The following is a 20,313-nucleotide window of genomic DNA, read 5'->3' as shown; positions in this document are numbered from 1 at the left end:
CATTTAAATAATTAATTAAAGAAGATGAATAAAATGAGATGGTTACTCATGTTACAAATAGTGTGTTTCATGACATAGCCTAATGTTTATGAGGTTTGAGAGAGTGTATTGTCTCATTTTTGGTGAAAATAGATTGTTTAAAATCAATTTAAAACCAACCATAATGTCTCAAATATATTCCTCTAACAACCTTAAAATCGATTACGTTAATAACATTTTAATACAAGAATGGACTGAAGAGTTACTAGACGAGAATCAGTTTGTAAATGAATTAAAAATATTTTTAGATTACTTTAAAAAATGTAAACCACAAGGTGTTCTTTGGGTGCAAGAAAAATTTAAATTCACAATTCCTACACATCTTCATCAATGGATAGAGAAAAATATTTTTGAACCGCAATATAAATCTGGTTTACGTAAACTAGCTTTAACTGTTCCCCTAGATCAAGGGGCACACCTTTCATTAATAGACTCATTTAATCGAGTAAGTTCTGTTATGAACCCTCGTTATTTTGTTAGTCAAGAAAAAGCGATGAATTATTTGAATGATGGTATTACGGGAAATGAAAATAACGAGGTAAATTATCAAGTTTCTCGTTCCATTGATAAAACAGAAATTTTATTAGAGGTCCATAACAGGCATTTAGCACATGCTATAAAACATTTAGATAGATTAAAAGAGCAGTTTCATTTCAGGATACAGCATACTGATCAATTTGATCAATTAACCTTAAGAGAGTTAGAAGTTTTTAAAGCAATTACTAGAGGAGAAGTTAATAAAAATATTGCAAGGACATTATTCATATCAGAATCTACTGTAGCCACGCATAGAAAATCTATTAATAAAAAACTAAATATAAAAACGAGTAAAGATTGGCACCTTTTTGCTACAGCTTTTTTATAAAATATTAGCAAGATCTCTATTATCGGTAGTTATCTTTGTTAGATGCTGCAATTGATTGATATAAGTTTCGCTTTCGCGAAAGCGGAAACCCTAAAAAACATTTCTCTAGACATAATACAAGGTACTCATGTTGCCGTGATAGGAGAGAGCGGTTGTGGAAAAAGTACTTTGCTAGACATAACCTATGGTTTATTACAGGCAAAAAAGGGACAAATATTGTGGGATGATGAAGAACTTACTGGTCCAGACCATCATCTAGTGCCAGGACACCCCATGATGAAGTACGTGCCGCAAGAATTTGACCTCATGCCTTTTACTAGTGTATTTGAGAATGTGGGAGAACACCTTTCTTTACAAAAAGATGATCGAGTAAGTCGCATTCTAGAATTACTCGATGTAGTAGATATGAGCGACCTCAAGGATCGCAAGGTAAAAACTCTTTCTGGCGGGCAGAAACAGCGTGTAGCGATAGCAAAAGCACTTGCTCAAGAGCCTCAACTATTATTATTAGATGAACCTTTTTCACATATTGATAATTTTAGAAAAAACGCGCTACGCAGGAAATTGTTTGATTACTTAACGGTTAATAATATCAGTTGTCTCGTTGCTACTCACGATCGCGATGATGTACTATCATTTTGTGATAAAACAGTTATCATGCAAGAAGGTGCCATTATCGATTATAGAACTACCGCACAAGTGTATGAAAAACCATTAAGTGTTTATACGGCATCTTTGTTCGACGAAGTAAACCTTATACCTAAAGAATGGTTGAATTCTGAAAAGGATTTAATTTTATATCCGCATCAATTAAAAATATCTGAAACAGGATTTAAGGTTGATGTGCAACAGTCCTTTTTTCAAGGTGCAGATTTTCTTATAGTTGCTCAAAAAGATGGAAAACAAGTGTTTTTTAAATCAAAGCAAGCTATTTCAAATGAAAAGCAGCTGTTTTTAAATGTCTTCCCAGAAAATTTGGCTCTCAGAAATTGAATTTATACTATTAGCTTGTTCCAAATTTATCAGGGATCGGCTCGTTCTATCTCGATTGATTATTAATTTCAAACTCTTTACATCTTTCTATCTTTGCACAAATATCGCTCCATGAAAAAGCTTTTTATTCTTCTAGTATTTATATTTCTAAGTTCTTGTGGTAATCCATATGAAGACATCGTCTTTGTAGAGATTAAAGATGCTCAGTTAGAAAAAGCAACGGCTAGTCAGTTAGATGTAGTTGCTACTTGTGTGCTTTTTAATCCTAATAGCGTCGGTCTTAATCTTAAAGAGGCAGACTTTGATGTTTATATTAATGGTAAGAAAACAGCGGTTGTAAATCAGCATGAAGATGTGGTTATGCCAGCAAATTCAGAATTTGAATTTCCTATACGCACTTCTATTAACCCTAAAGAAGTTTATGGAGAAAAAGGAAAAGGAATTCTCGGTGCAGCATTACAAATACTTGCAAGTCAAAAGGTAGACGTAAAGTATCAAGGAAGTATAAAAGTTGGGAAAGGAGCGGTTAACTTTACTGTACCAGTGGTGGACAGTTTAAGTGTTCCCGTAAAATTTAATTTCTAGTCTCCAGCATCTATTTTAACCAGCTCTTCAAAACCTTCTATAGACATCGCGTTTTCTACTCGATAATTACCTATGGCTGTTCTTCTAAGAGCAGATAAGTGACCACCATTATTTAACGCAGCACCAAAGTCATGTGCTATAGATCTAATGTAAGTTCCTTTACTACAAGAGATTCTAAAATCTACTTCTGGCAACTCAATTCTTGTGATTTCAAATTCGTGAATGGTAACTGCTCTAGAGGCTATTTCTGTGGTTTCTCCAGCTCGTGCTAGTTCATAAAGACGTTTTCCATCCTTTTTAATAGCAGAAAAAATAGGCGGTTTTTGCTGAATCTCTCCAGTAAATTGTGCGGTAGTTTCTTTAATTAACTCGTCAGTAAGTTGATCTATTGGAAAGGTTTGATCTATCTCAGTTTCCATATCATAACTAGGTCTGGTACTACCTAGTGTTATCGTACCGGTATATTCTTTTTCTTGTGCCTGGTAAGTGTTTATGTTCTTAGTTTCTTTACCTGTACATATAATAAGAAGCCCACTAGCTAGCGGATCTAATGTGCCTGCGTGACCTACTTTTATTTTCTTAATCTTATATTCTTTTCTTATCAACCAGCGCAACTTGTTGACCACCTGAAAAGAAGACCATTCTAGTGGTTTATCGATTAATAATACTTGGCCTTTTAAATATGGATTATCTAGATCTTGCATAGGTTGCAAAGGAAAGAAATTTGTAATGAAAAAGGATTAGACCAGGCATTTGATTTATGATTTAAGTAAATTTTAAACTTAAACTTAAACTTAAACTTAAACTTAAACTTAACTCATGCCACGCTCTTTACGTATGGTTTCATAAGCATCTTGCACCTTGCGAAATTTTTCTCCAGCGCCTTTGCGATAAGCCTCATCCATATCCATTAATTTATCTGGATGGTATTTTTTTGCCATAGTCCTGTAGGCTTTTTTTACCTCATGATCTGGTACGGATTTATCTATTTCTAGAATCTTGTACGCGTTATCTTGATCTTGAACAAACATGGCTTTTATAGAAATAAAATCACGCTCTGTAAGTCTTAAATGACCAGCTATTTGTTGTATAACACGTATCTCGTCTGTACTTACATGACCATCGGCCTTTGCAATACCGAATAAGAAATGAAGAATTTGCAACCTAGACTCGTATCTAGTTCTTGCGTTGAGGTAATTACATATTCTAGCAGCACTTACTTCTCGTTTTTTAACAACGTCGTTAAATACTCTAAAAATGGCATTTGCCTTTTCTTTACCATAAGAACTCACAAAGTACTGTCTTACATAATCTAGCTCAGTTTGTGTCACTTTACCATCTGCCTTAATGACTAGTGAGGTTAAAGAAAGTAAGTTCAATTCAAAATCTTGCGGACTTACTGTAGTGCTTCTTTGATATGGATTACCTGAGTAAGTTGTTCTTCTTTGTTGAGACCTTCCATCACTTAAAAAAGTGTTGTAAAGCCATCTAAGAACAAAAAATATAGCGATATAGCTTAAAAATTGCATATGGTAGGGTGCTGGTTGTAATTACGAGAATACTCTCGTTTCTAGCATATTCTTTTCAAGGAATGTGCCATTAACAAATGTCTATTATAGCGTGACAAAATGGCGATCGCAGTTATTTTTTACGTTTATAAACTGGTACAGAAGAGCAGGCCTCACCATACATAATAGAACGAGCAACGGTCTGTAACTTTTCAGTAATCATACCATAGGCAGCAACAGGAACAGGTTTATTAGAGCAACCTTTTACTATAACCGGTGCGTCTTTAAACTCGCTTACATCTAGGTTTTGAATCACCTCTCTGTAAATTTCAGTTTCTAACTGTTCTAGAGAACCGTAAACTACTTTATTTGCGATTCCTTGTAAATGACTTTGCACTAACATCCATGCCCATTGTGGTACAATAGCGTCTGTGCTACATATTATAGCAACGTAATGTTCATTATAAACTGTAAAGTCTGTTGTGTTTAAGCTTTCGCGAAAGCGGGATTCTATCAAAACCATTCCTTCTAATAGCCATTGAGATATATCAATAACTGTACGAGAACCTGGCGCGTAGAAATCTTCTAAGTCAAAGTTCTTTAACTTAGAGTTTGCTACGCGATTAATGATTTCTTCTTGCATTTTAAAGCATTCCTAGTTCAAGTTTTGCCTCTTCACTCATCAATTCTTTGCTCCATGGTGGGTCAAAAGTGATCTCTACCTCAGCATCAGTTACCTCTTTAAGTGACTTTACTTTTTCTTCTATTTCTACTGGTAGCGTTTCGGCAACTGGGCAGTTAGGAGATGTTAGAGTCATGAGTATTTTTACTTCGGCATCGCTGCTTACCATAACATCATAGATCAAACCTAGTTCATAGATATCTACAGGTATTTCTGGATCATATATAGTTTTAAGTACTTTTACTACTTTCTCTCCTAGTTCTTGTCCGTTTACTTCTTCCATCTTAATTTACTTGAGTTTGATATGCAACCGCATACATTTTTAATTGTTTAATCATAGACACGAGACCATTTGCACGTGTAGGAGAAAGGTGTTCTTTAAGGCCTATCTCATCTATGAAATCTGTGTTTGCAGTAATAATATCTGCAGGTTTCTGTCCCGACCATGCTCTTATAAGAATGGCGATTATACCTTTTGTGATAATAGCATCACTGTCTGCAGTAAAAGCGATTTTACTATCTACAAGCTCTGCATTTACCCATACTTTAGACTGGCAGCCTTTAATGATACGGTCTTCAGTCTTAAGACTCTCATCTATTAATGGAAGACTTTTTCCTAAATCGATCATATATTCATAACGCTGCATCCAGTCGTCAAACATAGAAAAGTCCTCTACGATTTCTTCTTGTATTTCTTGAATACTTGCCATTACTTAGTTTCTTTTTTTACTGCAACTATGATTACCTCACCATCTTTGTTAAGTAAGTCTAGTCCAGTCTTAGTTTTATTTACAGCAGTTACTAGAGATAGATGATTTAAATAATCTTTTTCTACGGCTGCAGTTTCTTTACAGTACATTTTTGTGCCTGCCATCATTCCTATTTCTACTTGATTATCTTCAGGGTTTTTAAAAGTACCGAAGTATCCATTACAAGCAGATTTACCAGAAATCTTATTTTCTTTTCCCATTTCTATAGTCATGGTAATATCGTGAGCAGAGTAGTCGTTGCTACCTACCATTGTGATATCATAATCACCATTAATAGCATCTATATCTTTACAGCTGGTAACCATAAGGGTCATTAAAACGAGTATTGCAGTAGTTAGTTTCATATAATTTGTTTTAAATTATCTTAAAAGTTAAGATAACATATTTACAGCACGTTGCAAAGCTTGTACCATAACATCTATTTCTTCTTTAGTATTATAAAATGCAAAACTAGCTCTTATGGTTCCAGGTATTTGATAACGCTCCATAACTGGTTGTGCACAGTGGTGTCCAGTTCTTACAGCAACACCTAGTTTATCTACTATGGTACCTATGTCATAAGGATGTAGACTAGCAACGTTAAAACTTATTACGGCAGCTTTGTCAGTCACATCTCCAAAGATCTTTGCTCCTGGAATGGTTTTAATTTGCTCTGTTCCATAAATAAGCAACTCATTTTCATAGGCAGCGATGTCATCCATGCCTATTTCATTTAAGTAATCTATAGCTGCGCCTAAGGCAATACCACCAGCTATGTTAGGTGTTCCTGCTTCAAATTTATGTGGTAAACCAGCATAGGTAGTTTTTTCAAAACTTACCTGGTCTATCATCTCACCACCGCCTTGATAAGGAGGCAATGCGTTTAATGCTTCTTCTTTACCGTATAAGATCCCTATTCCTGTAGGACCACACATTTTGTGACCAGCCATGGTATAGAAATCTGCATTGAGAGCTTGTACATCTATCTTCATGTGTCCACAAGATTGTGCACCGTCAATAAGTGTCATTGCTCCATGCTCGTGTGCTGCATCTATAATTTCTTTAACTGGATTAGTAACTCCTAGCGCATTAGAAATGTGATTTACAACTACAAAAGCTGTTTTAGAATTAAGTAATTGATGATAAGTTGCCATGTCCAGCTCTCCATTATCTAGTACAGGTATAACTTTTATAGTTGCTCCTACACGTTCACATAACATTTGCCATGGAACGATATTAGAATGATGTTCTACAGCACTAAGGATTACTTCATCCCCTTTTTTTACAAAGGCATGAGCGCCGTTTGCTACAGCATTTATAGAATGTGTGTTACCTGAAGTAAAGATGACTTGCTTAGTATGAGCAATATTAAAAAAGGCTCTTACTTTCTCGCGGCTTTCTTCAAATAAATCTGTTGCTTCCTGACTTAATGCGTGTACACCACGGTGTATGTTTGCATTATATAATGTATAATACTCAACGATTTTATCAATAACCTGTTGTGGTTTTTGAGAAGTCGCAGCATTATCAAAATAGATTAATGAATGTCCATTTACCTTGCGGTTTAGGATAGGAAAGTCAGCTCTTATTTTCTTGATGTCTAGCATACCTGCAAAGGTACGATCTAGTCGTGAAGGCATTGTTAAATTGGAGGAAGATATTCTGTTGTACTCGAGTAAAATCTCTCTATAAAAAATGCCTCATCAAAAGATGAGGCATTTTTTAATATATAAGTAATTAGTCTCTCTTACAAATCAAAACCGATCTCTACGCCTAGTTTAGTGGCAATAAGTTTAGTGATGCGAGATTTAATCTCTGGTATTTTTACTGTTTCTAATACACTATTTGCAAAAGCAAACATCAATAGCGCACGAGCTTCCTTTTTAGGAATACCACGAGCTTGCATGTAGAACAATGCTTCGTCATCTAGTTGACCTATAGTACAACCATGAGAACATCTTACATCGTCTGCAAAGATCTCTAATTGAGGTTTTGCATTAATAGTAGAAGTATCGCTTACTAATATGTTATTGTTTTGTTGATAAGCGTTGATCTTTTGAGCAATCTTATCTACAAGAACTTTACCATTAAAAACTCCTACAGCACGCTCGTCAAAGATTTGCTTGTACTCTTGGAAACTCTCACAATTAGGCGCTGTGTGGTGTACTAGTGTAGAGTGATCTACATGTTGTTTACCTTCTATAATAGTAACACCGTTAAGTACAGAGTTACAGTGCTCACCACGCTGATAAAAACTCAAGTTATTACGAGTTATTTTACCACCGAATGAGAACGTGTGAATACGCACCTCAGAGTTGTCTTTTTGCTCTGCAAATGTGTGATCTATTAAAGATGCACTCAATTTATCATTCTGGATTTTGTACCAGTCTACAAGAGCACGCTTTGCAGCATATATTTCTGTAACACAGTTAGTAAGTACAGCATTATCGCTTAGACTTTGATGTCTCTCTATAACTTGTACTTGAGAATTTTCTCCTACTACTACTAGATTACGAGGTTGCGTCATCATCTCTGCCTCGTTACCTGTAGAGAAATAAACGATCTCGATAGGCTTTTCTACCGCTATGTTTTTTCCTATGTGTATGTAAGCACCTTCTTTTGCAAACGCTGCATTTAAAGAGGTAAGTCCATCCTTAGTCGCTAGTTTGTTATAATAATTCTCAATTACAGATGCATATTTAGGATTATTTAATGCGCTAGACATTAAACAAACGTCAAATTTATCATGCGTAGTTTGAGAAAGATGCGAACTATAAATACCGTCTATAAATATAATGCGGTAAGCATCAATTTGATGGATAAGGTATTTTTTAATATCTCCATAATCGATAGATGTTTCCTTTTTAGGAAACAGACTATAGTCTTTATTAAATAAAGATTTTAATGAAGTGTATTTGTATGCTTCTTCTTTACGTTGTGGAATTCCTAGATTTTCAAAATCTTTCAATGCCTCACCACGTAGTTTATGCACGTAGTTATTAGTTTCTACCTCATTTTCTAAGGCGATAAAAGAAGAAAGAATATGGTCTTTAAAACTCATAATTGTTGTTGTTTAAAGAGTTGGATGTTGTTTCCGCTTTCGCGAAAGCGAGATCATCACAATCCTATTAAATTTATGCTTCTACTTCTTCTTTGATCCAGTCATAACCACGCTTCTCTAATTCTAAAGCTAGTTCCTTACCACCAGATTTTACAATACGTCCATTATATAGTACGTGTACAAAATCAGGAACGATATAGTCTAGAAGTCTCTGGTAGTGTGTGATAACTATAGTTGCGTTATCCTTGTTTTTCAACTTATTTACACCGTTTGCAACGATGCGTAGTGCGTCGATGTCTAGTCCAGAATCAGTCTCATCAAGAATAGCAAGTTTAGGCTCTAGCATGGCCATTTGAAAAATCTCGTTACGCTTTTTCTCTCCACCAGAAAACCCTTCATTCAATGAACGAGAAAGGAATTTACGGTCTATTTCTAAAAGCTCTGACTTCTCACGTATCATCTTTAACATGTCCTTTGCAGTCATGTCATCTTTACCTTGAGCCTTGCGAGTCTCGTTGATAGCGGTTTTCATAAAGTTAGTTACAGAAACACCAGGAATCTCTACTGGATACTGAAAGGAAAGAAAAACACCTCTGTGAGCTCTTTCTTCAGGATCTAAATCTGCAATGTCTTCACCTTCTAGAGATATTTCTCCACCAATAACTTCGTATTCTTCACGACCAGCGATAATATTTGCTAGTGTAGATTTACCAGCACCATTAGGTCCCATTATTGCGTGAACTTCTCCTGGGTTTACCTCTAGGTTGATTCCATTAAGGATTTCTTTTCCCTCTATAGTTGCTTTAAGGTCTTTAATCTTTAACATATCTGTTATTTAACTTCTTTAATATCTAACGTTTTTCCAGTCTTAATCACGTTTGCACTTGTTGCTGGAGTTACTTCTATAATCTTTGTGATGGACACCATTTGATCCCATCCTTCACCTATTTCAGCTTTTACTGGATTAGGTTGTATTGTTCCATGTATAACGACATTTACCATGTCAAATTCCGTTTTTTTCAATGCTTTTGCCACCTCATTGAGTTCGTGCATTTTATCATTGATCTTTACGGCATAGATCTCGTTTCTTGTAGTAAGAACAGCAGCGTCTTTTAGGTAAATAAATTCACCTCTATAGAGTTGTTCTCCTTCTGGAAGTGCGTTTTCTGTCACTTCTTTTGTTACTACAGTTTCTTCAGTAGACTGGCTCTCATTTTTACAAGAGGCAATACTTAATGCTAAAAAACTAAAAACGATTAATCGTTTCATATTTAATAAATTAATTGGTTATCGGTTTTTATCCTACAGATCCTTCTAGACTTATTTCTAGTAGTTTTTGCGCTTCAACCGCAAATTCCATAGGTAACTTATTTAATACTTCTTTAGAAAAACCATTTACGATAAGCGCAATTGCTTTTTCTGTATCAATACCACGCTGGTTGCAATAGAAAATCTGGTCTTCACCTATTTTACTAGTTGTAGCCTCGTGTTCTACCTTAGAAGTACTGTTACTATTTTCTATGTATGGAAATGTATGTGCACCACACTCATTACCCATTAATAAACTATCGCACTGCGAGAAGTTACGAGCATTAGTCGCACGAGGACCTATCTTAACAAGGCCACGATATGAGTTTTGAGATTTCCCAGCACTTATTCCTTTAGAGATAATAGTACTTTTAGTATTCTTACCTAGGTGAATCATCTTAGTACCGGTGTCTGCCTGCTGGTAATTATTAGTTACCGCGATAGAATAAAACTCTCCTACAGAGTTGTCACCTTTAAGAATACAACTTGGGTATTTCCAGGTTACAGCACTACCAGTTTCTACTTGTGTCCAAGATATTTTTGCGTTTTTCTCGCAAATACCACGTTTAGTAACAAAGTTAAATACACCACCTTTTCCTTCGGCATTACCAGGGTACCAGTTTTGCACTGTAGAATATTTAATCTCTGCATCATCCATAGCGATTAATTCTACTACAGCAGCGTGCAGTTGATTTTCATCACGTGATGGTGCCGTACAACCTTCTAGGTAAGAGACAAAGCTGCCCTCGTCTGCAACAACTAGTGTTCTCTCGAACTGTCCAGTACCACCTTCGTTAATACGGAAGTATGTAGAAAGTTCCATAGGACATTTTACACCTTTAGGAATGTAACAAAAAGAACCGTCAGAAAATACCGCGCTGTTAAGAGCTGCATAATAGTTGTCTTTTTGAGGAACTACGGTACCGAGATGTTTTTTAACTAATTCTGGGTGATCTTGTATCGCTTCAGAAATAGGACAGAAAATAATTCCTTTTTCGGCTAGAGTTTCTTTAAATGTAGTCGCTACAGAAACTGAATCTATCACAATATCCATCGCTACACCAGCAAGTTTCTTTTGCTCGTCGATAGATATCCCTAATTTTTTAAATGTCTCTAGTAATTCTGGATCTACTTCGTCTAGGCTGTCGTATTTAGGTTTAGAATTAGGAGCAGAGTAATAAGAGATAGCTTGTAAATCTGGTTTATCATAATTTACGTTTGCCCATTCTGGCTCTTCCATCTCGATAAATACACGATAGGCTTGTAATCTCCAGTCTAGCATCCATTGTGGTTCATTTTTCTTTGCAGAAATAATGCGTATGACATCTTCACTTAAACCTATAGGAATAGTATCTGATTCCATTTCGGTATAGAATCCGTACTCATATTCCTTATTCTGAAGCTCTTTTTCTAATTGTTCTTCTGTATACTTTGACATATATTTTCTTTTAATTCCGCTTTCGCGAAAGCGTCACTACCTACTGTTTTTTATAGAGAAAACGATTCTCCACAACCACAAGTTCTTTGTGCATTTGGGTTGTTAAATACAAAACCTTTACCATTAAGACCGCCACTAAATTCTAGTGTAGTACCTACTAGGTAAAGAAAACTCTTCTTATCTACGACTATCTTTACATCGTTTGCTTCAAAAACCTTATCGGTTTCTGTAGTTGCCTTATCAAAATTTAAATCATAAGAAAGTCCACTACATCCACCACTCTTAACACCTACGCGTACAAAGTCCTGACCTATAGTAAAACCTTCTTCACTCATTAATTGAGTAAGTTTAATCTTTGCAGTTTCTGATACACTTATCATATAAATTGCTTGTTTAAAATGCATACAAATATACGACACTAAGAACGGTAAACATTGGAGAGTCATGATATTCTCATATAGTGATATACAATCTGTTTATTGCTAGCTATATTTTAAAGATTAGGTTCTTTTTATGCTGTCATTGTGGGCTATATCGTAATTTTGCAACATGATAGAAGATAAAAATCCACAACGTACTCCTGTAGAGAACCTAGGCGAGTTTGGCCTTATTGATTTTATAACTAAGAATTTTGAGATCACTCATTCTTCTACGGTTACAGGTATAGGTGATGATGCCGCTGTATTAAATCATGCTAAATCTACTGTAGTTACTACAGACATGCTGGTAGAAGGTGTTCATTTTGACCTAAGTTATGCTCCTTTAAAGCATTTAGGGTATAAAGCGATTATGGTAAATTTATCTGATGTTTATGCCATGAATGCAGTTGCTACTCAGGTGACTGTTTCTATTGCTATTTCTAACAGATTCCCTGTAGAGGCTGTAAAAGAACTGTATGAAGGTATAGAAATGGCATGTAAAACTTATAATGTAGATTTAATAGGTGGTGACACAACAGCTTCTAGAAGTGGGCTTGTTATATCGGTAACGGCTATAGGTGAGCAAGATGCAGATAAGATAGTGCGTAGAAAAGGAGCTGCTGATGGTGATTTATTAGTGGTTTCTGGTGATATAGGTGCTGCTTATATGGGACTTCAAATTCTTGAAAGAGAAAAAGCTGTTTTTAAAGCAAATCCACAAAACCAGCCAGATATCGATGCGTATAGCTATTTATTAGAACGCCAGTTAAAACCTGAGGCAAGAAAGGATATTCCTAAATTGTTAGAAGAGTTAGATGTTCTACCTACTAGTATGATAGACCTGTCTGATGGTTTAAGTTCTGAAATTATACATTTATGTAAACATAGTGATGTAGGAATTACTATCTATGAGGATAAAATACCTCTAGATCCTACAGTAATTACTGCTTGTGAGGAGTTTAATCTAGATAGTACAACTATTGCTTTAAGCGGTGGTGAAGACTATGAGTTATTGTTCACTGTAAAGCAGGAAGATTTTCCTAAAATTAAAGCAAATCCTAGTCTGTCTATAATCGGGCATGTGGTAGATGCATCTCTAGGCAGTAATCTAGTGACGCGTGGTGGTGAGCAAATCCCAATAAGAGCTATGGGATGGAATAGTTTTCAAGAATAAGAAACGACTAACCCTGCTTTTTGTCTTTTACGAGCCATGTCGTTTAACGCTTCATTTATTTGTGAATGTAAGTCGTTAAGCGGCACGACTTCTCCATAAATAGTATTAGTGATTTGTTTACCGCACTTTGAACAACACATTTCTTGTACGCGTTCATTAACTACATGAGAAACTTGGTAGTTGTGCTTTGTAATGGAGCATCTTGCGGCCTTAATTGGGGAATATTTTTTACGCATCGATAGGGAGAATTAGAGTAATAGTATTCTGGTTAGAATTAAGCCAACTAATATAAGTCAAATTGTTAATAAAATTTGTCTAAACGCATAATTATTCGATAAAATGCATTTTTTTAAGGATGTCTTCAGCATTTGTCAACAATGACATGTGACCACAATCCATCTTTGATGCTTTACAATTAAGGTAGTTAGCTTCTTTTTCTATGCGATCAGTTGTGATTATCTGGTCTTTTGTGCCGTAAACGTAATTCACTGCTACTAGAGCGTTTTGTAAATCGATAAGATGGTCTTTTCTATCACGCATACATACCAGTGCATGTACAATACTCTTAATAGTAATGGAATGTGCTTGCTCTTTCATGAGTTCTATGCGATCACTATATAATTCTCTTTCTGTAGTAGTGAAAAGATTGCCTATTGCCATGTTTACATAAGCTTCTTGGTGTTTTTCTATGAGATTAATAGATCGGTCTCTCATTATCTTCCTCTCTTTTAAATCTTCTCCAGCTATACTATTTAATAAGGTAAGAGAAGATGTTTTTTGAGGTCTCGCTTTCGCGAAAGCGGAACCCAAATATCCTCCCATACTATGACCTAGAATAGCTACTTTTTCAATTTTTTCTTTTATCAGTATGTGGTCTATTAATAAGGTAAGCGATTCTAAAGTGTATGGAGATGTGAACTCTGGGCTATTACCATGACCTGGGAGATCGATTTTTAAAAGGGAATAATGTTTAGATAGTCCATTTTCAAGATAATCCCATTGTTCCATACTGCCTAAAAAGCCATGTATTAAAAGTAAAACAGGTCTCTGGTTCTTTATATATTCATAGTGTAATCTATCCATGTGGCAAAGGTAGTCTCTGGAGCGAGTCTTAAATATCACAAAAATATCACGACTGTGAAATTTTAGTTAAATTAGCCGTCAAAACCAGCCTACAATGAAGAATTTTTATCTATTAAGTATAATATTTCTACTTCTTATATCTTGTGATGATACGGACGATTATGAAATAGCTAGGTCAGAATTAGATATACGATTAGATGATTTATTAGAAGAACGTGCAAATGGTGAGGGAAAAGGATTTTTTATTTTACCAGAAAGTGATGATTTTAACGCCATACCTCAAGATCCTTTAAATCCATTAAATACGTATAAGGTTGCATTGGGGCAATTTTTAGTTCATGAAACAGCTGCTGGAGGTGTTCCTAAAATGGAGCAAATGGAAGGAACTTATTCTTGTGCGTCCTGTCATCCTGTGGCTTCTAGTTTTTATGCAGGTGTGAGACAAGGTGTGGGAGAATCAGGTATTGGTTTTGGATTTGCAGGAGAAGGTAGACGTATAGATCTAACTATGCCGCTAGATTCTGTAGACTTACAACCGGTGCGACCACCGACTTTGTTAAATGTAGCTTATCAAGAAACAGCTTTATGGAATGGTATGCTGGGTGCAACAGGACCTAATGTAGGTACAGAATCTAGATGGACAGCTGCAGGTATACCAGAAAATAACTTAGGTTTTCAAGGGGTAGAAATGCAAGGTTTAATAGGGCAAACAACACACAGACTTAAAATAGACGAAGAGTTCATTAATAATAATGGTTATAGATGGTTGTTTAATAAGGCATTTGAAGATGTTGCAGAGGTAGATAGATACACACCGCAAAATGCAGCGCTTGCTATTGCAGCATTTAATAGAACCCTGCTAGCTAGTCGTTCTAGATGGCAGTTTTATTTAAAAGGTGATTATACAGCACTTACTGATAAAGAGAAAAGAGGTGCGATAGTATTTGCAGATAAAGGGCAATGTATGAACTGTCATACTGGTCCTGCTTTAAAAGACCAGGAATTCCATGCATTCGGTTTTGGTCATTTTGATGATTCTATTGATGCTGTTGTGTTAGATGACGCTGGTTTTGATGATGTAAAGAAAGGAAGAGGCGGTTTTACTGGTAACAGTGCCGATGATTATAAATTTAAAACACCAACATTATATAATTTAAAAGATGCAGGATTCTATGGACATGGCTCTACATTTAGTACTATAGAAGAAGTAATCCGTTATAAGAATGGTGCTTCACTTCAAGATAATAATGCGATTAACAACATAGCTGTAGAAAAAGGTACGCTTAATTTAACTGAAGAAGAGATTTCTGACCTAGTATTCTTTGTAGAGAATAGTCTTTATGATCCAGAGTTATCGCGTTATGTGCCGGAGTCTGTTAAGTCAGGAAATTGTTTTCCTAATGCAGACGACCAGAGTAAATTAGATCTAGGCTGTGATTAAATAACCTAAGAAAAGCTAGTTGCATATTAAAATACCAAGCGGTATCTTTATGCCATGAGAAATCCAAAGCATACTAAAGCAACGATTTTAAAAGAAAGCGCAAACCTATTTAATGTGCAAGGTTATAAAGCCACATCTTTAAGTGATATCACTACAGCGACTGGTTTAACTAAAGGTGCTATTTACAAACACTTTAAGAACAAAGAAGACCTTGAGCAGCAAGCGTTGAGGAGTTTAGGGCGTCAAATGTTTGATATTCTTAATAAAGAAATTAAAGACGCGACTAGTTATGAGTCTAAGATAGAGGTGTTTTTTACTTTTTTTAAAAATTATCTAGTGAATCCGCCATATGCTGGTGGCTGTCCTTTACTTAATAGCGCAGTAGAAAGTGATGATGCAAACCCAGTTTTAAGGCAGCAATCCTTCGGCATGCTGGTTACTTTTAAATCTACATTGCGCAGGATAATGGAAAGTGCAAAAAAACGAAATCACATTAAAGAAAATACAGATGTGGATCAAATGGTCCACGTTTATATTGCCACGCTAGAAGGTGCTATGATGATGAGCAAATTAGAGCGCAATAATGATGCAATTACTACATGTATAGATTTTTTAAGAAATTTAAATCAAAGCATTTTAGTTGCTGTAAAGTAACCAGAGAATAGAATAAACTCAATAATTTAATTAACTCTCAAAGTAATACACTAGCTTAATGATCAAGTAATTGATGAGGTAAAATATGTAGTTTTCATTGTGTTGAAAATATATACTTAGTTATCGGTATTATTTTTTTAAGAACATAGTATCCTTTAAATTACTTTATGAATCATTTTAAAAGCTTGTTAGATAGATTACATTTGAAAACTAAAATATCTTCAGTTGTCCATACCATCACAGTCATTTGAACAGTACACGATTGCTTTTTATAACGTAGAAAACCTATTTGATGTAATTAACGATCCTTCTATTATGGATCAAGAATTCACAGAATTTGGTCGCAAGCAATGGACAGAAAGTAGGTATCAAAAAAAACTAGTAAGAATAAGTGATGCTATTAGTAGAATAGGTTATGAACAAACCGGTAAACTACCTGCGATAGTAGGACTGGCAGAGGTGGAGAATAAAAAGGTGCTTAACGATCTAGTCTCGCAACCCAAACTGGCCAATCATAATTACGATTACATACACTATAACAGTCCAGATGAGCGAGGTATCGATGTAGCTTTATTGTATGATACTACTGTTTTTAAGCCCACACATTCAGAACCAGTAAATATTCATCTAGAAGATGAGCAAGGTGTCATAGATACTACTAGAGATATACTTTATATAGAAGGTGTTCTAGCTGGTACACCTGTGCGTATCTATGTGAATCACTGGCCGTCCAGACGTGACGGTGCAGAAACTACCGACCATAAAAGAGTAGAAGTAGCAAAACAATTAATGCATCACATAACAACTAAGGATGTGGAGTCTAAAAGACTTAAAAGCGATCTAAAAATAGAGGCGTCTCATCATGTCATTATTATGGGAGATTTTAATGATGACCCTGAGAATAATAGTATTAGAGAAGGGATATTACCTAACGGATTTGATAACGTCACTGCGCCATTAAAGAAATTTCATCGCGGTTCTTTAAATCATCAATTTAAGTGGAATCTTTTTGATCAGATTATGGTTAGTGATAGTTTACATAACGACGTACCAGATTCCCTTTACTTTTATAAGGCAGATATTTTTGATGATATCATGTTAAGACAGTGGAAAGGAAAATACCGTGGACAGCCTGCAAGAACATTTGTAGGTCGCAATTATAAAGGTGGATATAGTGACCATTTTCCTGTTTTTGCGATATTCAGACGTAATTAAACGTTATTTGACTATGAAATGCAACCCTTAATCTATTATGAAATTGTTAAATAGAACTAGGCTTAGATTTTTTATATATTCACCATTCTAGATATATGACTGGTATCTTTTAAACAGAATTTTATTGTTAGATTGTAGTTTCGCTTTCGCGAAAGCAAAAATAAGAACAGTAGAAGTCCTTTAATTGGAATAATTCAGACTATATTTAGCCAGACAAAACTATAACACAACCTTAAAACTAACTTTGTGAGAATGAAAAAATTACTTGCAATGGGGCTCTTTTTCTCTATCGCTGCTACAAGCGTAGTGCACGCACAACAAGATCCTCAGTACACACAGTACATGTACAATCAGAATGTTATCAATCCAGCCTATGCTGGTACACAAGATGGCCTAAATATAACCGCATTATACAGGCAGCAATGGTCTGGTGTTAATGGAGCGCCAGAGACTATTACAGTGTCAGGTAGTTCACCTATAGGTGAGCGCACAGGTTTAGGTCTATCTGTAATTTCTGATAATGTAGGCCCGGTTCACGAGACTAATGCCTATGGAGACTTTTCATACAGACTTCAAGTTGGTAAAGAAACTACTCTAGCCTTAGGTCTTAAAGCAGGACTTACCTTTTTTGATGTGAATTTAAATACCGTACAGACTACGGTACCAGGTGATCCACTTTTTGCCGAAGAACTTAATGAGACTTATCTTAATTTAGGTGCAGGTGCATTTTTATATGGATCTAACTGGTATGCTGGTTTTTCTGTTCCTAACATGTTAAAAAGTACTCACTTAGATGAGGACGGTTTAGAATTCGGAAGTGAAACACAACATTACTTTGTAACAGGTGGATATGTATTTGATGTTGCAGACAATATTAAATTAAAGCCACACGTATTAGTAAAAGGTGCATTTGACTCTCCAGTTAGTTTTGATTTAAACACAAACGTGTTATTCAATGAAAAATTTGAAGTAGGTGTTTCTTATCGTCTGGAAGATTCATTTAGTGGTTTAATAGGAATGAATGTTACTGATAATGTAAAAGTAGGATATGCTTATGACCGTGTAGTGTCAGATATCTCTGTGGTATCTAACAGTTCTCACGAGGTGTTTGTAACCTTCGGTTTAGCTTTCCCTCGTAAAGTGATGCAGTCTCCACGTTTCTTCTAATTCAAACAGCAAAGAATACAACCATGAAAAAACTATATATACTCTTAATTTTATGCGTTGGTTTTGCGATGAGCGCGCAAGCCCAAAGTGATAAAACTGCAAAAGCAGATAAATTATACGAGCAACTACGTTATGTAGATGCTGCCAAAGCTTATGAAAAGCTTTTAAGCAACGGTGTAAGAACACAGCATGTTTATACTAAACTAGCAGATTCTTACTATTTCAATAGTGATTTTAAAAATGCAGAGAAGAACTATGCAAGAGCTATAAAGCGTGATCCTAAAGCAGAGTCGCTTTACAGATATGCACAGTCTTTAAAAGCATCTCAAAAATACGACCTTTCTAACACGATTATGAATCAGTTTGCAAGTCTTGCACCTGGTGATGACCGTGCAAAAGAATACAAGTCTAATCCTAACTATATTCAAGATATACAAGGGATGAAAGATGCATTTACTACTCAGGCTCATAAATTTAATACAGAAGCAAGTGACTTCTCAGCACTTCAAATAGGTAACAAATTATATTTCTCTAGTGCTCGTAATGAGAGTAGAGGTAAATATGGATGGAACAAAGAACCTTATTTAGATATCTATGAGGCTACTATCGATGACGCTGGTGTTGTTGGTAAACCAGCGCTTTTAGAAGGTGACGTAAATACAAAGTATCATGAAGGTACTATGGATATCACACCAGATGATAAATACATGTTCTTTACTAGAGTAGATTACTTAAAAGGCGATTATGAAAAAGCTACAGATGGTGAGAGTAAATTAAATATTTACCGTGCTATTAAAGCTGGCGGTGAGTGGAGAGATGTAGCAACTACTTCTTTAGAATCACAAGAATATGGTGTAGGTCACCCTTCTATTACTAAAGATGGTTCAACTATTTACTTTGCTAGTGAAGCACCAGGTGGATTAGGTGGAACTGATATCTATAAAGCAGATCTTAAAAATGGAAAAATTTCTAACCCAGTAAATTTAGGTCCTACAGTTAATACATCTGGAGATGATTCTTTCCCACATGTTGCAGACGATGGTACTCTATACTTCTCAAGTAATGGTCACTTAGGTCTAGGTGGACTAGATGTATTTAAATTTATGGATGGTAAAGTAACTAACATGGGTGCGCCTATCAATAGTTCTTTAGACGATTTTGGATTTACTTATTCTGATGAAACAGGTAAAGGTTATGTATCTTCTAACCGCGCAGGTGGTAAAGGTGGTGATGATATCTACGGTGTAGAAAGAATCGAAATCTGTGAAGTTGCTGTAACAGTTAAAGCAGTAGACAAAGAAACAGGAAAAGCTATTCCAGGTGCTATAGTATCTTTACAAGATGCTGCAGGAAACAGTATGCCAGGACAGACTACAGATGCTAACGGTGTTGCTGTATTTACTACAGACTGTAACCTAGAGCTTACTGCACGTGGTGCAAAAGATAAATATGAAAGTGGTGAAGCTACTCTAACAGTTGCTGAAGAAGAAGCTGCTATGGTAGAAGTAATGATGGCTCCAGAACCAGAAATTGTTGAGGATAAAATTATCTTGAATAAGATATACTTTGATCTTGCAAAATCTAACATACGTCCAGATGCTGCACTTGAGTTAGATAGACTAGTAGGTCTTATGAAAAAATACCCTACTCTAGAAGTTCTTGCAGAAACATATGCAGATATTAGAGGTTCTGACTCTTATAACCTTGCTCTTACAGAAAGACGTGCAAATAGCATTATCAAGTATGTAGAGTCTCAAGGAATTGACGGTTCTAGATTAACTGCTGCAGGTCGTGGAGAAGCTAATCCAGTTGTGGATTGTGGATCTAAAAAATGTACGGCAGACGAATATGAATTATCTCGTAGATCTGAATTTACGATCACAAAAAGATAAAAAGTATTACTAACCAGCCAATGCTTTTAAAAGTCCATTT

The 20,313-nt window shown here is 35.5% G+C and carries 23 protein-coding genes; 9 read left to right on the top strand and 14 right to left on the bottom strand.

The genetic code is table 11. The features are described from left to right. Positions 1-163: 163 nt before the first annotated feature. The 3 genes from LY01_RS02090 to LY01_RS02080 all read left to right on the top strand — a co-directional run bounded on the left by LY01_RS02090 (position 164) and on the right by LY01_RS02080 (position 2,482). The gene (locus LY01_RS02090) at positions 164-904 is read left to right on the top strand and encodes a LuxR C-terminal-related transcriptional regulator (RefSeq protein ID WP_170034478.1); all 741 of its coding nucleotides are present in this window, start codon (positions 164-166) and stop codon (positions 902-904) included. Between the two features lie 42 nt (positions 905-946). Beyond that, a complete protein-coding gene (locus tag LY01_RS02085; protein WP_104514147.1) occupies positions 947-1,897 on the top strand; it encodes an ABC transporter ATP-binding protein in 951 nt (316 codons plus the stop codon). Positions 1,898-2,008: 111 nt separating this feature from the next. Continuing rightward, complete coding sequence (locus LY01_RS02080; protein WP_104514146.1) at positions 2,009-2,482, top strand: LEA type 2 family protein; 474 nt, start codon at positions 2,009-2,011, stop codon at positions 2,480-2,482. Here the strand turns inward: LY01_RS02080 and truB are convergent. The 12 genes from truB to LY01_RS02020 form a co-directional block, all read right to left on the bottom strand. Then, entirely contained in the window at positions 2,479-3,186 is a 708-nt protein-coding gene (gene truB / locus LY01_RS02075) for a tRNA pseudouridine(55) synthase TruB (RefSeq protein WP_104514145.1), read from the bottom strand. The two genes, LY01_RS02080 and truB, sit on opposite strands and share 4 nt — an antisense overlap. Positions 3,187-3,294: 108 nt before the next feature. Continuing rightward, a complete protein-coding gene (locus tag LY01_RS02070) occupies positions 3,295-4,011 on the bottom strand; it encodes a molecular chaperone DjiA (protein ID WP_104514144.1) in 717 nt (238 codons plus the stop codon). A gap of 112 nt (positions 4,012-4,123) precedes the next feature. Then, positions 4,124-4,633 (bottom strand): DUF2480 family protein, encoded by a 510-nt coding sequence (locus LY01_RS02065; RefSeq protein WP_104514143.1) that lies wholly within the window; start codon positions 4,631-4,633, stop codon positions 4,124-4,126. A 1-nt stretch (position 4,634) separates the two neighbouring features. Then, a complete protein-coding gene (locus tag LY01_RS02060; protein ID WP_104514142.1) occupies positions 4,635-4,955 on the bottom strand; it encodes an iron-sulfur cluster assembly protein in 321 nt (106 codons plus the stop codon). Position 4,956: 1 nt separating this feature from the next. Beyond that, complete coding sequence (locus LY01_RS02055; protein WP_104514141.1) at positions 4,957-5,382, bottom strand: SufE family protein; 426 nt, start codon at positions 5,380-5,382, stop codon at positions 4,957-4,959. Then, entirely contained in the window at positions 5,382-5,786 is a 405-nt protein-coding gene (locus LY01_RS02050) for an META domain-containing protein (RefSeq protein ID WP_104514140.1), read from the bottom strand. Before LY01_RS02050 ends, LY01_RS02055 begins: the two co-directional genes overlap by 1 nt. A 27-nt stretch (positions 5,787-5,813) precedes the next feature. Beyond that, positions 5,814-7,061: an aminotransferase class V-fold PLP-dependent enzyme gene (locus LY01_RS02045; RefSeq protein ID WP_282957305.1), complete on the bottom strand. Its 1,248-nt coding sequence runs from the start codon at positions 7,059-7,061 to the stop codon at positions 5,814-5,816. Positions 7,062-7,168: 107 nt separating this feature from the next. Continuing rightward, positions 7,169-8,482, bottom strand: a complete 1,314-nt coding sequence (gene sufD / locus LY01_RS02040; protein WP_104514139.1) for a Fe-S cluster assembly protein SufD — start codon at positions 8,480-8,482, stop codon at positions 7,169-7,171. A gap of 73 nt (positions 8,483-8,555) precedes the next feature. Next, positions 8,556-9,308: a Fe-S cluster assembly ATPase SufC gene (gene sufC, locus LY01_RS02035; RefSeq protein WP_104514138.1), complete on the bottom strand. Its 753-nt coding sequence runs from the start codon at positions 9,306-9,308 to the stop codon at positions 8,556-8,558. Positions 9,309-9,313: 5 nt separating this feature from the next. Further along, positions 9,314-9,751, bottom strand: a complete 438-nt coding sequence (locus LY01_RS02030; RefSeq protein WP_104514137.1) for a component of SufBCD complex — start codon at positions 9,749-9,751, stop codon at positions 9,314-9,316. A gap of 28 nt (positions 9,752-9,779) precedes the next feature. After that, on the bottom strand, positions 9,780-11,228 hold the full coding sequence (sufB, locus tag LY01_RS02025) for a Fe-S cluster assembly protein SufB (protein ID WP_104514136.1): 1,449 nt from the start codon (positions 11,226-11,228) through the stop codon (positions 9,780-9,782). A gap of 50 nt (positions 11,229-11,278) precedes the next feature. After that, positions 11,279-11,608 carry a HesB/IscA family protein gene (locus LY01_RS02020; protein WP_104514713.1) on the bottom strand — a complete coding sequence of 110 codons (330 nt, stop codon included), beginning with the start codon at positions 11,606-11,608 and terminating at the stop codon, positions 11,279-11,281. A gap of 169 nt (positions 11,609-11,777) precedes the next feature. Here LY01_RS02020 and thiL point away from each other — a divergent pair, with 169 nt between their 5' ends. Continuing rightward, positions 11,778-12,821 carry a thiamine-phosphate kinase gene (thiL, locus tag LY01_RS02015; RefSeq protein ID WP_104514135.1) on the top strand — a complete coding sequence of 348 codons (1,044 nt, stop codon included), beginning with the start codon at positions 11,778-11,780 and terminating at the stop codon, positions 12,819-12,821. Here thiL and LY01_RS02010 read toward each other — a convergent pair. Continuing rightward, positions 12,812-13,057, bottom strand: a complete 246-nt coding sequence (locus LY01_RS02010; protein WP_104514134.1) for a hypothetical protein — start codon at positions 13,055-13,057, stop codon at positions 12,812-12,814. The genes thiL and LY01_RS02010 overlap by 10 nt on opposite strands. A gap of 91 nt (positions 13,058-13,148) precedes the next feature. Next, positions 13,149-13,904 (bottom strand): alpha/beta hydrolase, encoded by a 756-nt coding sequence (locus LY01_RS02005; RefSeq protein ID WP_104514133.1) that lies wholly within the window; start codon positions 13,902-13,904, stop codon positions 13,149-13,151. A gap of 94 nt (positions 13,905-13,998) precedes the next feature. Between LY01_RS02005 and LY01_RS02000 the strand changes: the two genes are divergently transcribed. The 5 genes from LY01_RS02000 to LY01_RS01980 all read left to right on the top strand — a co-directional run bounded on the left by LY01_RS02000 (position 13,999) and on the right by LY01_RS01980 (position 20,273). Then, positions 13,999-15,345, top strand: a complete 1,347-nt coding sequence (locus tag LY01_RS02000) for a cytochrome-c peroxidase (protein WP_104514132.1) — start codon at positions 13,999-14,001, stop codon at positions 15,343-15,345. Between the two features lie 54 nt (positions 15,346-15,399). Continuing rightward, entirely contained in the window at positions 15,400-15,999 is a 600-nt protein-coding gene (locus LY01_RS01995) for a TetR/AcrR family transcriptional regulator (RefSeq protein ID WP_104514131.1), read from the top strand. Between the two features lie 225 nt (positions 16,000-16,224). Beyond that, entirely contained in the window at positions 16,225-17,214 is a 990-nt protein-coding gene (locus LY01_RS01990) for an endonuclease/exonuclease/phosphatase family protein (protein ID WP_104514130.1), read from the top strand. 252 nt (positions 17,215-17,466) lie between these two features. Further along, complete coding sequence (locus LY01_RS01985; protein ID WP_170034476.1) at positions 17,467-18,381, top strand: PorP/SprF family type IX secretion system membrane protein; 915 nt, start codon at positions 17,467-17,469, stop codon at positions 18,379-18,381. 23 nt (positions 18,382-18,404) lie between these two features. Continuing rightward, positions 18,405-20,273, top strand: coding sequence for an OmpA family protein (locus tag LY01_RS01980; RefSeq protein WP_245890607.1), 1,869 nt, complete (start codon positions 18,405-18,407; stop codon positions 20,271-20,273). Positions 20,274-20,313: the final 40 nt, after the last annotated feature.

The sequence above is a fragment of the Nonlabens xylanidelens genome, assembly GCF_002934445.1.
Classification (GTDB): domain Bacteria; phylum Bacteroidota; class Bacteroidia; order Flavobacteriales; family Flavobacteriaceae; genus Nonlabens; species Nonlabens xylanidelens.
This window is presented reverse-complemented; position numbering and strand designations above follow the sequence as displayed.